This window comes from Staphylococcus cohnii subsp. cohnii (genome assembly GCF_002902365.1).
GTDB classification, from domain to species: Bacteria; Bacillota; Bacilli; order Staphylococcales; family Staphylococcaceae; genus Staphylococcus; species Staphylococcus cohnii.
In genome coordinates, this window is sequence record NZ_PPQC01000067.1 from 87,997 (window position 1) to 101,538 (window position 13,542).

Here is a 13,542-nt window from a genome sequence, read left to right on the forward strand (position 1 = left end):
TTATGGAAATGATAACTTCTGCACAAAATAATAAAATTAAAAGTGCAAATAAATTAAAAAAGAAACGTGAAAGAGATAAAACAGGTCATGTACTTATCGAAGGTGTACACTTAATTGATGAAGCATATAAGAGTAATATAAAAATATTGCAATTATTCGCTATTGATATCGATAGACTAGATGGGCAATTAGTGAATGATGCAGAAGAAGTATATGAAATAAATATAAAAGTTGCGGAGTCATTGTCTGGTACGGTAACCCCACAGGGATTCTTTGCGATTATAGAAAAAGTACATTATGAGGAACGCGCATACCAGCAAGTACTATTGTTAGATCGTATCCAAGATCCAGGCAATATGGGGACATTAATACGTACTGCGGATGCGGCAGGTATTGATTTAATCGTGCTAGAAAAAGGAACCGCAGATCCTTATCAAGATAAAGTACTACGTGCAAGTCAAGGTAGTGTTTTTCATATTCCTATTATCACTAGAGACTTAAGTGAATTTATAGATGGTTTTAATGGAAATGTTTATGGTACAGCGTTAGAGAACGCTATACCTTATAATCAATTGCAACATCAAGAAAGATTTGCACTGCTCCTTGGAAATGAGGGAGAAGGTGTTAATCCTGATTTATTAACACAAACGACTCAGAATTTAAACATTCCCATATATGGACAAGCCGAAAGTTTAAACGTTGCCATAGCTGGTAGCATATTATTGTATCATCTCAAAGGTTGACCCTTTGAATGAACTTCGTATATAATACAAATATCAATGAAAAATATTAACCTATAAAAAGACGTAAACTAATTGAGACAGTTGTTCAAGGGAGATTATTCATAGACTGAAAGATAATCCGCTGTGATTGGTTTTTTTCATCTTTTTGGTTACTTAAAGAAATTTAAGTCGGAAATCATTTCCGTTATCAAAGATTACAAGTGTATGCGTGTGCATAAATTTGGGTGGTACCACGGAAAGCTTTCGTCCCAGTTTCAAGGGATGAAAGCTTTTTTGTATGCATTTATTGTTTATTTGAAAATATAGATCTTAAATAGGAGGCAAAGTATGGCACAAACAGAGGCAATGTCCGAGATTAAACAACAAGCATTAGTTGATATAAATGAAGCTCAAAATGAAAAAGAGTTACAAGATGTCAAAGTCAAATATCTAGGTAAAAAAGGTTCTGTGACTGGTTTGATGAAACATATGAAAGAATTATCAAATGAAGAGAAACCAGCATATGGCCAAAAAGTAAATGAAGTGAGACAAACCATCGAAGGTGAGATTGAATCTCGTCGAGAGGTTTTAGCAAATGCAAAATTAGAACAACAGTTAGAAGAAGAAAAAATTGACGTAACGTTGCCTAGCCGTAAAATTTCAATAGGTGCTAAGCATCCTTTAACAAGAACGATTGAAGAAATTGAAGATTTATTTTTAGGATTGGGCTATGAAATTGTTGATGGATATGAAGTTGAAAAAGATTATTACAATTTTGAAGCATTAAATTTACCAAAATCTCATCCAGCGAGAGATATGCAAGATAGTTTTTATATTACAGAAGATATTTTAATGCGTACACATACGTCACCAGTTCAAGCGAGAACAATGGAACAACGTAATGGTCAAGGACCAGTGAAAATATTATGTCCTGGTAAAGTTTATAGACGTGATTCTGACGATGCAACACACAGTCATCAATTTACGCAAATTGAAGGTTTAGTTGTTGACGAAAATATTCAAATGAGTGATTTGAAAGGGACATTAGAGTTGTTAGCCAAACAATTATTTGGTGAAGACAGAGAAATTCGTCTTCGTCCAAGCTACTTCCCATTTACTGAACCATCTGTAGAAGTTGATGTTTCTTGTTTTAAATGTGGTGGGGAAGGATGCAATGTCTGTAAACAAACAGGTTGGATAGAGATTTTAGGAGCTGGTATGGTTCACCCGAATGTACTAGAAATGGCTGGATTTGATGCAACGAAATATACAGGATTTGCTTTTGGTATGGGACCAGATAGAATTGCGATGCTCAAGTATGGTATTGAAGATATACGTCATTTCTATACGAATGATGTGCGTTTCTTAGACCAATTTAAAGCAGTAGAAGATAGAGGTGAGTTATAATGTTTATTTCAAAAGAATGGTTAGAGACATTTGTAGAAATTAATCAACCTGTCAATGTTCTAGCAGAAAAAATTACACGCACAGGTATTGAAGTAGATGATATTATTGATTACACAAAAGACATTAAAAATTTAGTGGTTGGACATATTCAATCTAAAGCACCGCATCCAGATGCAGATAAACTAAGTTTATGTCAGGTTGATATAGGTGAAGAAGCACCAGTGCAAATTGTTTGTGGTGCACCTAATGTAGATGCAGGACAGAGTGTCATAGTGGCAACTGTAGGTGGACGTTTACCCGGGGGAATAAAAATCAAAAGAGCAAAATTACGAGGTGAACGTTCAGAAGGCATGATTTGTTCATTACAAGAAATTGGTATTTCTTCAAATCTTGTTCCTAAGCAATTCGAAGAGGGCATATATGTATTTACCTCAGATGTCAAACCTGGAACAGCTGCACTTACGGCTTTATATTTAAATGACCAAGTTATGGAATTTGATTTAACACCAAATAGAGCAGATGCGTTAAGTATGATAGGTACAGCTTACGAAACAGCTGCACTTTATAATATGCCTTTAAAAAAACCTGAAACACAATGCGAGACAACAAACGAAAAAGCCGCTGATGAATTAAGTATTAGTGTTCAAAACCAAGACAAGGTACCATACTATAGTGCTAGAATAGTAAAAAATGTTCAAATTCAACCATCACCAGAATGGATGCAAATGAGATTGATTAAAGCAGGTATTCGACCAATCAATAATGTTGTAGATATTTCAAATTATGTATTATTAGAATATGGTCAACCACTGCATATGTTTGATAAAGACCACATCGGCTCTGATCAAATAGAAGTGCGCCAAGCCAAAGCAGAAGAAAAAATGACAACACTAGATGATCAAGAGAGAACATTAAAAGAAAGTGATATTGTTATTACTAATGGTGATAGCCCTATTGCAATTGCTGGTGTTATGGGCGGTGATTTCTCAGAGGTGACTGAAAATACCACAAATGTCATCATCGAAGGTGCAATTTTTGACCCAGTTTCAATTAGACACACTTCCCGACGTTTAAATTTGCGTAGTGAAGCTTCAAGTCGATTTGAAAAAGGGATTGCAACAGAATTTGTAGATGAAGCTGTGGACAGAGCATGTTATTTGCTACAACAATATGCGAGTGGAACGGTGGTACAAGATCGAGTAGCTGAAGGCGACTTGGGTCAATTTGTTACTCCGATTGAAATTACTGTTGAAAAAGTGAACAAAACGATTGGTTTTGATTTATCGAGAGAAGAAATTGAAGCGATTTTTGTGCAACTTGGCTTTGAAATAACACGAGAAGGTAATACATTAACAGTAATGGTTCCGTCTCGTCGTAAAGATATTACAATCAAAGAAGACCTAATCGAAGAAATTGCTCGAATATACGGTTATGATGAAATTCCTTCAACGTTACCTGTGTTTGAACATGTAACACCGGGTACATTAAATGATAGACAAGCAAAAACAAGAATAGTAAAAGCGACATTAGAAGGTGCCGGTTTAAGCCAAGCGATTAATTATTCACTTGTAGATAAAGCACGTGCAACTGATTTTGCATTGCAAGATCGCTCAACTATATCATTGTTGATGCCTATGAGTGAAGCACATGCTACTTTGAGACAAAGTTTGATTCCTCATCTCATTGATGATGTGTCTTATAATGTAGCTAGAAGTAATCATCATGTTGCGCTATATGAATTGGGCCGTGTATTCTTCGGCAATGAGGAAGATCAATTGCCAGACGAAGTAGAATATTTAAGTGGTATACTAACAGGAGATTATGCTGTTAATACTTGGCAAAATAAAAAGGAAGCAATTGATTTCTTTGTAGCAAAAGGTATCGTTGAACGTATTGCAGAAATTTTAGACATTCAATTTGAATATGAAGCTGGTGAAATAGCTGGATTACACCCAGGTAGAACTGCATTGGTTAAATTAGATAATGAAATTGTTGGATTCGTAGGGGAATTACATCCGCAAACTGAAAATGATTATGATTTAAAACGAACTTATGTATTTGAACTTAATTACGATAAGTTGATGTCAGTTTCAGTAGGCTACATTAATTATCAACCAATACCAAGATTCCCTGGTGTATCAAGAGATATTGCACTAGTCATTAATCGTGCAACACCATCAGCGCAAATCGTTAATGTGATTAAAAATAACGGTGGCGACATTTTACAAAAAACGGAAGTCTTTGACGTTTATGAAGGTGAACATGTGGCAGGAGATGAAAAATCAATTGCACTGCGTTTATCATATTTAGATACCAAACAAACACTTACTGATGATAAAGTAAATGAAGTACATGACCGTATTTTAGAAGCTTTACAAGCAGAAGGTGCAACGATTAGATAATATAATAAAGCCTTGAATCTATGCCGCATGTGGCTATGATTCAAGGCTTTATTTTGCATTAGTAACGTTATGATTTACAAGGAAGCGTTTATTGATGCTTTTTATTTATTAAATTTAAGGCTTTTGTTCTGTTAGCAAAATGTCTTTTGGTCATGGTATCTAAATAATGGACACCTTTTTTATCAATGATTTTTGCAGCGGCCAAATCTACTTTATTACTGGCGCCTTTAGGTAATTCAACTTTGGCGTACTTTGAAAGTTGATCCATATTTTTCACAAAGGCATAACGTGAAATAATACTAGCAGCAGCAATTGCTATGGATTTTGATTCACCTTTCGTTTCAAATTTTGTCTTATTTTCATACGGCAGTTCGCTAAGTGCATATCTTTTATATACGCCAGGTTCAGCAAATTGATCAATAACGATATAATCAAGTTCGTCTGTGTCAATTTTTGCAACGACATTTTTAATTGCTTCGTTATGCAAAACTGCTTTCATTTTAACTTGAGACCAACCTGCTTTTTGTTTCTCGTTGTATTTTTCATTATTCATTGTTAATAAAGAATGTGGGATGAAAGTGATAATTTGTTCGGCAATTTCTATTATTTTAGGATCAGTAAGTCTTTTAGAGTCGTCTACGCCAAGTGTTTTTAAGATTTGAGCGTGTTTTTTTGATACATAAGCTGCACAAACTGTTAGTGGTCCAAAGTAATCACCACTGCCTGCCTCGTCACTGCCGATACATTGAAATTGGTTATAGGAGATGTGCTGTTTAGTTTGTTTGGTACTACCATGTTTTGTATTATTTTTGGGAGAAGCTGATTTATTAGGTAATATAGCGTTTACTACAGCTTCAGCATCTTTACCTTGAAACATTACTTTATTAGAATTATATATCGTAATCGCAGTATTGCGATGTTTTGTACGTGCTTTCATACCTTGTGAAAGATTAGACGTATCAAAATTGATTTTAGTCATTAATTGTTGTATTTCTGAATTTGTTAATTTATGTACTATATTAGTCATTTAGCGACCTCTCTTTGTTCGTATAACGTATTTTAAAATTTAACAATGCATATCATATCATAAATTTAAATAAGTAAGCTATTTATGATATAACTAGCAATATGACTTTAATGAATGATTATTAAACAATAGTTTTATAATCATTGAATATTTCAAATAGAACAATTCCCACCTCTTACAAAAAAATATCTTGTCGTGTATAATAGTTCGTAATAAATATTATAAATTACCAACATATAAATATAAACAAAGTAAAAAACATTTAGATTAGAAATAAAATACAAAAGTCAGGAGTTATTATATGGGTGAGTTTAAAAATCGGATTAACGTAACTATAAATGATCAACATTATACAATCGTCGGAGAAGATAATCCTGAGCATATCCGTTATGTAGCACATTTGGTAGATGAGAGACTTAAAGAGTTAGCAAGTAAAAGTGCGGGTTTAGACACAACTAGAAAAGCCATTCTTACTGCAGTTAATATCATGCATGAAAAAGTCCAAGTAGAAGAAGAAAATGATCGTTTAAGACAAGAAATAAATCAATTGAAACACAGTGAAGATTAATGATTATTGATATAGTGATAGCTGTCATCTTTATATATATTGGCATCATTGGATTTAGAAGAGGTATATGGTTATCAGCTATACATTTGAGCACAACAATTTTTGCTTTGTGGATGGCTCAACGATATTATTTACAAATAGCACAACGCTTGGAGTTATTTGTACCATATCCAAAGACACGTGCTTACGATATGAATTTTGCTTTTCAATTTGATAATTTGCAACAACGTTTTGAGCATATTGTCGCATTTGTAACGATTGCTCTGATTACAAAAATAATATGTTATGGCATTATTGCTATATTTGACTATACGCTTAAACAAAAGTTACCAAATATTACGAGCAGGCTATGTGGTATGATTTTAAGTGTTATTCCATCGTTAAGCATTAATGTTATTTTGTTATATAGTTGTGCAATTTATCCTAATGCGACGATACAACAACAACTTTCTCATTCGATTATAGCAGAACATATATTATTACATATTCCATTTATCTCAATGTTTATCACGCAACTATAAAGATATTGATGTGAAATTTATAGATTTAAAAAAATTAGGGGGTCAAGGCATAACTGAAATACCAAAATGGTTTGGTGATGCTGTCTTGGCCTTTTTCTATGGAGTGAAACAAATGACTAAAAAAGAAATTATTCAATTATTAGAAAAAATTGCGGTATATATGGAAATAAAAGGCGAAAACACTTTCAAAATTTCAGCTTATAGAAAAGCAGCTCAAAGTTTAGAAATAGATGAACGGCCTTTAGACCAAATTGAAGATGTTACAGAATTAAAAGGGATTGGTAAGGGTGTAGGAGACGTGATCAATGAATATAGAGAAACAGGTAATTCTACGACTTTAGCAACATTACAAGAAGAGGTGCCAGAAGGGTTAATTCCATTACTTAAAATACAAGGTCTCGGTAGTAAAAAAATAGCGAAATTATATAAAGCGCTTAATATTGATGGGAAAGAAGCGTTGCAAAAAGCATGTGAAGAAGGAAAAGTAAGTGAATTAAGTGGATTCGCTAAGAAAACTGAAAAGAATATTCTTGAAGCAGTAAAAGCATTGGGAGCGAAAAAAGAGCGTTATCCAATTGATCAAATGAGAGGACTAAATTTAGAAATTTGTGACTATTTGTCATCGATTGAAACGATAGAAAAATATGAAGTTGCAGGTAGTTTCCGTCGCTTTAAGGAAATGAGTAAAGACTTAGATTATATTATAAGTACGAATCAACCTTTAGAAGTTCAAAAAGCTTTATTAAAGATTCCTAATAAGGTTAAAGAAGTGGCAGTTGGAGCAACAAAAGTGTCATTAGAGTTAACTTATGATGATGAAACCATTGGCGTAGATTTTAGATTAATCGAACCATCTGCGTTTTACCATACACTACAGCATTTTACAGGTTCAAAGGATCATAATATTCGAATTCGTCAATTGGCAAAAGAAAACAACGAAAAGGTTAGTGAGTATGGTATAGAAAAAGCGAACGGAACACTAATCCAATATAACAGTGAAGAAGAGATTTATAATCACTTTGGTGTGAATTGTATTGAACCTGCACTACGTGAAGATGGTAGCGAATTTGACAAAGATTTAACAGATATTATCAATATCAATGATATCAATGGTGATATTCATATGCATACAACATATAGTGATGGTGCTTTTAGTATTGAAGATATGATTGAAGCCAATATCGCAAAAGGTTATCAGTTTATGGTTATTACAGATCATTCTCAAAGCTTAAAAGTCGCCAATGGACTTTCTGTTGAGCGGTTGTTGCGACAAAATGAAGAAATTAAAGCGTTAAACGAAAAATATGATGACATTGATATATATTCAGGCATTGAAATGGACATTTTGCCTGATGGCCGTTTAGACTATGATGATGAAATATTAGCACAGTTAGATTATGTCATCGCAGCGATACATCAAAGTTTTAACCAATCTCAAGAAGATATTATGTATCGACTAGAACAAGCATGTCGTAATCCTTATGTCCGTCATATTGCACATCCAACAGGACGTATCATAGGTAAACGTGCAGGTTATGAACCTGATATTGATAAATTATGTGAAATCGCAGAAGAAACAAATACAATTTTAGAAATCAATGCGAACCCTAAACGCTTAGACTTAAATGCAGATATCGTTAAAAAACACCCTAATGTTAAATTAACGATTAATACTGATGCGCATCATGTAGATCACTTAGAATTTATGAAATACGGTATAGCTACTGCACAAAAAGGATTTGTAAAAAAAGAAAGCGTGATTAATACAATGGATAGAGCATCCTTTAAAACATTTATTGAAAATAATATAAAATTGAAGAAATAGAGGGATTATATGAGACAAAAATCATTAAATGTCTTAGAATTCGATAAAATAAAAGCACTTGTTGAAAAAGAAACCATGAGTGACTTAGGTAGAGAAAAAGTTGTTGGAATGGTACCAGCAACTGACTTTCAAACTGTCGAATTTCAAATGAATGAAACGGATGAAATTGCTCAAATATATAATAAACATCGTTTACCCAGTTTGAGTGGATTGTCTAAGATTTCTTCACTGATTCATAGGGCGACAATCGGTGGTGTATTAAGTGTTAAAGAACTCAATGCAATTAAACGTTTAATTCAAATTCAAAATCAATATAAGACATTTTATAACAATTTATTAGAAGAAGAAGAAATAGTGAATTATGCTATTCTTCACGATAGGATGGAACAATTACCTGTGCTTTCAGAATTGTATCAAAATATCCATCAAAAATGTGATGCTAATGACTTATTTGATAACGCTAGTTACGAATTACAAGGTATCCGGAGTAAAATTTCTGGTACGACGCAACGGATAAAACAAAACTTAGACAAAATTGTTAAGCGTCAAGCTAATCAGAAAAAATTGTCAGATGCTATTATAACGGTACGTAATGAACGCAATGTTATTCCAGTAAAAGCAGAATATCGTCAAGATTTTAATGGCATCGTTCATGATCAATCAGCTTCTGGGCAAACACTTTATATTGAACCTTCGTCTATCGTTGAAATGAATAACCAAATCAGTCGTCTACGAAACGATGAAGCGGCTGAACGTGAACGTATTTTAACTGAGTTAACGGGTTATGTAGCGGCTGAAGCAGACGCTTGTTTAATTTCAGAAAATATTATGGGGCAAATTGACTTTTTAACCGCTAAAGCACGTTATGCACGATCAATCAAAGGTACGAAACCTGAGTTTACGAACGAGCGAACTGTTTATTTACCCAAGGCATTTCATCCATTATTAGATAGAGATACTGTTGTAGCAAATACAATTGAATTTGCAGACGATATTGAAACTGTGATTATCACTGGTCCTAATACAGGGGGTAAAACTGTAACACTAAAAACCCTTGGACTCGTTATTTTGATGGCACAATCAGGGATGTTGATACCAACATTAGACGGTAGTAAACTAAGCATTTTTGAAAACGTTTATTGTGATATCGGAGATGAGCAATCTATTGAACAATCACTTTCAACTTTTTCATCACACATGAAAAATATTGTTGAAATCTTACAGCATACAACTAAAAATAGTTTGATTCTTTTTGATGAACTCGGTGCTGGAACAGATCCAAGCGAAGGTGCAGCTTTAGCGATGAGTATCTTAGATCATGTTCATGAAATAGGTTCATTAGTAATGGCGACAACGCATTACCCTGAACTTAAAGCATACAGTTACAATAGATCAGGTGTGATGAATGCTAGCGTAGAGTTTGATGTTAATACATTAAGCCCAACATATAAATTGCTCATGGGTGTACCGGGACGTTCTAATGCTTTTGATATTTCAAAAAAATTAGGACTTAATATGAAAGTGATTCAAAATGCGAAAGCAATGATAGGACAAGATGAGCAAGAAATAAATGAAATGATTGCTTCATTAGAACAAAATTCTAAACGTGTAGACGAACAGAGAATTGAATTAGATGGCTTATTAAGAGAAGCTCAAGAAACACATGATGAACTTGAAAAAGAGTACGATAAATATCGTAATCAAGAGAAACAATTAATGAGTGAAGCCAAAGAAAAAGCCAATCAACGCGTGAAAGCCGCTACCCAAGAAGCAGATGAAATCATTAAAGAATTACGCGAACTTAGAGATAAAAAAGGTGCTGATGTAAAAGAACATGAGCTTATCAATAAAAAGAAACAGTTAGATGATCAATATGAAGCTAAGTCTATAAAGCAAAATGTTGAAAAGAAAAAATGGGATGAAATTAAGGTTGGCGATGAAGTAAAAGTTCTGACATATGGCCAAAAAGGCGAAATATTAGAATTACTAGCTGATAATGAAGCGGTTGTTCAAATGGGCATCATTAAAATGAAATTACCAACCAGTGATTTAGAAAAAACACAAAAGACGAAAGAAACACCTTCTAAAATGGTTAAACGTGAAAATCGTCAAAGTATTAAAATGGAACTTGATTTACGTGGCTACCGCTATGATGAAGCCATGGTTGCAGTTGATCAATATTTAGACCAAGCTGTATTAAGTAATTATGAACAAGTATATATTATTCATGGTAAAGGCACAGGCGCACTTCAAAAAGGTGTGCAAAAACATTTAAAACAACATAAAAATGTGTCATCATATAGGAACGGCATGCCAAGTGAAGGTGGATTTGGCGTGACCGTTGCAGAATTGAAATAAATGTGAGCAAGAGGTATGCAGATTTGTACAAAGTCTGTTATAATTTCTTCATCATTTGAAATTTAAGGAGGATTGGCAGTTATGGCAATCGTAAAAGTAACAGATTCAAACTTTGATGAAAATATTCAATCAGGTGTCAATTTAGTAGATTTTTGGGCAACATGGTGTGGCCCATGTAAGATGATTGCTCCAGTATTAGAAGAATTAGCTGGTGATTATGATGGAAAAGCTAATATTTTAAAACTTGATGTAGATGAAAATCCATCAACAGCTGCTAAATTTGAAGTAATGAGTATCCCAACTTTAATCTTATTTAAAGATGGTGAACCTGTCGATAAAGTTGTAGGTTTCCAACCTAAAGAAAACTTAGCAGAAGTAATTGAGAAACACTTATAAAAGCACAACGAAACGACCTGGGACATCAATGATTGTCTCAGGTTTTTTCTATGATTTTTGTTAGTTTGTCTGAAATCGTAGTTTTTATGGTTTTTATAGAGCTAGGCTTACATTCTGGTTATTTAGAGCATTAGTATAAAAATGCGAATTCGTTTTATCTTCATAACTAAAATTGAGTGCATATTCACATCCTATATTATTAAGCGTTGCTTATCCTCTAGTTAAGTTTTATGAAAAAGCTTCAGTGATTAAAATATTTTGATGTACCAGCACTTTAAAGATTAAGGTGCTTTATATATAATATATAAAATTTTTACTTGCCAATTATTTCATGTTCAAACGAATACTTTGGTTTAATGATAATGTATATTCTATAATGATTATTAGAATTGAAATTTTATATTTGCGAACCAGCTTTCAACATTATACAACTGTGATGCAAATGATATATCTTATTTTAACAATATATTTTTACTAGAAAGGGGGGCTAAAGTGGAAAAATACCAAGAAGATATTAAACAAAAATTAACGGTCGTACCCACTGAACCGGGTTGCTATTTAATGAAAGATAGAAATGATCAAATTATTTATGTCGGCAAGGCTAAAAAATTAAGAAATAGATTAAGGTCTTATTTTACAGGTGCACATGATGCTAAAACGACACGGCTCGTTTCAGAAATTAGAAACTTCGAATATATTGTAACTTCAAGTGAAACAGAATCACTATTGCTCGAACTCAATTTGATTAAACAATATCAACCAAGATATAACATTTTGTTGAAAGACGATAAAAGTTACCCTTTTATTAAAATCACTAAAGAAAAATATCCTCGATTAATTGTGACACGCACAGTTAAAAAAGGAACAGGAAAATATTTTGGTCCTTACCCTAATGCATATTCAGCACAAGAGACAAAAAAGTTATTAGATAGAATTTATCCATTTAGAAAATGTGATAAAATGCCCGATAAATTGTGTCTGTATTACCATATTGGCCAATGTTTAGGTCCTTGTGTTTACCCAGTAGATTTAAATAAATATGCGGAAATGACTAAAGAAATTACTGACTTTTTAAATGGAGAAGATAAAACAATACTGAATAACTTAGAACAAAAAATGAATGAAGCGAGTGAAGCACTGGACTTTGAAAGAGCAAAAGAGTATCGAGATTTAATACAACATATTCATAATTTAACTAAAAAACAAAAAATTACAACTTCGGATAATACTATAAGAGATGTTTTTGGATATAGTGTGTCAAAAGGTTGGATGTGTATTCAAGTATTTTTCATTAGACAAGGGAATATGATCAAACGAGATGCAACAATGATTCCATTGCAACAAACAGAAGAAGAAGAATTTTATACTTTTATAGGTCAATTTTATGATTTAAATCAACACATTCTTCCTAAAGAAGTCCATATTCCTAAAAATTTAAACAAAGACATCATTCAATCGGTAGTAGATACGAAAATAGTCCAACCCATTAAAGGAAAGAAAAAAGAAATGATTGATTTAGCGAATCATAATGCTGAAGTAACGCTAGAGAATAAATTTGAACTCATTGCTAAAGATGAATCACGTACCGTGAAGGCGATTGAAGAATTAGGGGATCATATGGGTATTCAAACACCTATTCGTATTGAAGCTTTTGACAATTCAAACATACAAGGTGTACATCCGGTTTCAGCTATGGTTTCATTTGTTGATGGCAAACCTAATAAAAAAGGATACCGTAAATATAAAATTAAAACAGTGGATGGTCCAGATGATTATAAATCGATGAGAGAAGTTGTGCGTAGACGTTATACACGTGTTTTAAATGAAGGTACACCATTACCAGACTTAATCATCGTCGATGGTGGTAAAGGTCATATGAACGGAGTAATCGATGTGCTTGAAAACGAATTAGGTTTGGATATACCAGTTGCTGGGCTACGTAAAAATGATAAACACCAAACTTCAGAGATTCTGTATGGTGAAAGTGCAGAGATTGTACCTTTGAAAAAAAATAGCCAAGCGTTTTATTTACTTCAAAGAATACAAGATGAAGTTCATAGATTTGCAATTACGTTTCATAGACAAACACGCCAGAAAACTGGTTTGCAATCAGTTTTAGATACCGTAGACGGTATTGGTTCTAAACGCAAAACTAAACTATTACGAACTTTTGGTTCCATAAAGAAAATGAAAGAGGCAAGTATCGAAGATTTAAAATCTTCTGGTTTACCTCAAAAAGTCGCTGAGAATCTTCATCACGCACTATATAACAAATAGAAAAAAAGAATATGGCATGAGAATCATTCTCATGCCCAA

At 33.1% G+C, this 13,542-nt stretch carries 10 protein-coding genes; 9 read left to right on the top strand and 1 reads right to left on the bottom strand.

The window, feature by feature from the left end; translation table 11 throughout:
* The first annotated feature begins 2 nt into the window (after positions 1–2).
* From CD032_RS11540 to pheT, 3 genes are all read left to right on the top strand, one after another.
* Positions 3–743, top strand: a complete 741-nt coding sequence (locus tag CD032_RS11540; protein WP_019469285.1) for a TrmH family RNA methyltransferase — start codon at positions 3–5, stop codon at positions 741–743.
* 327 nt (positions 744–1,070) lie between these two features.
* The gene (gene pheS, locus CD032_RS11545; protein WP_040030535.1) at positions 1,071–2,129 is read left to right on the top strand and encodes a phenylalanine--tRNA ligase subunit alpha; all 1,059 of its coding nucleotides are present in this window, start codon (positions 1,071–1,073) and stop codon (positions 2,127–2,129) included.
* Positions 2,129–4,531 (top strand): phenylalanine--tRNA ligase subunit beta, encoded by a 2,403-nt coding sequence (gene pheT, locus CD032_RS11550; RefSeq protein WP_103211507.1) that lies wholly within the window; start codon positions 2,129–2,131, stop codon positions 4,529–4,531. Before pheS ends, pheT begins: the two co-directional genes overlap by 1 nt.
* Before the next feature lie 88 nt (positions 4,532–4,619).
* Here the strand turns inward: pheT and rnhC are convergent, their stop codons facing one another.
* The gene (gene rnhC, locus CD032_RS11555) at positions 4,620–5,558 is read right to left on the bottom strand and encodes a ribonuclease HIII (RefSeq protein WP_071562369.1); all 939 of its coding nucleotides are present in this window, start codon (positions 5,556–5,558) and stop codon (positions 4,620–4,622) included.
* A gap of 301 nt (positions 5,559–5,859) precedes the next feature.
* Here rnhC and zapA point away from each other — a divergent pair, with 301 nt between their 5' ends.
* From zapA to uvrC, 6 genes are all read left to right on the top strand, one after another.
* Positions 5,860–6,126: a cell division protein ZapA gene (zapA, locus tag CD032_RS11560; protein ID WP_019469289.1), complete on the top strand. Its 267-nt coding sequence runs from the start codon at positions 5,860–5,862 to the stop codon at positions 6,124–6,126.
* A complete protein-coding gene (locus CD032_RS11565; protein WP_040030538.1) occupies positions 6,126–6,647 on the top strand; it encodes a CvpA family protein in 522 nt (173 codons plus the stop codon). The genes zapA and CD032_RS11565 overlap by 1 nt, the downstream gene beginning before the upstream one ends.
* A 112-nt stretch (positions 6,648–6,759) precedes the next feature.
* The gene (gene polX / locus CD032_RS11570; protein ID WP_026034796.1) at positions 6,760–8,472 is read left to right on the top strand and encodes a DNA polymerase/3'-5' exonuclease PolX; all 1,713 of its coding nucleotides are present in this window, start codon (positions 6,760–6,762) and stop codon (positions 8,470–8,472) included.
* Positions 8,473–8,481: 9 nt separating this feature from the next.
* Positions 8,482–10,830, top strand: a complete 2,349-nt coding sequence (locus CD032_RS11575) for an endonuclease MutS2 (protein ID WP_019469292.1) — start codon at positions 8,482–8,484, stop codon at positions 10,828–10,830.
* An 81-nt stretch (positions 10,831–10,911) separates the two neighbouring features.
* A complete protein-coding gene (gene trxA, locus CD032_RS11580; protein WP_019469293.1) occupies positions 10,912–11,226 on the top strand; it encodes a thioredoxin in 315 nt (104 codons plus the stop codon).
* A gap of 492 nt (positions 11,227–11,718) precedes the next feature.
* On the top strand, positions 11,719–13,503 hold the full coding sequence (gene uvrC / locus CD032_RS11585) for an excinuclease ABC subunit UvrC (RefSeq protein WP_019469294.1): 1,785 nt from the start codon (positions 11,719–11,721) through the stop codon (positions 13,501–13,503).
* Positions 13,504–13,542 lie beyond the last annotated feature (39 nt).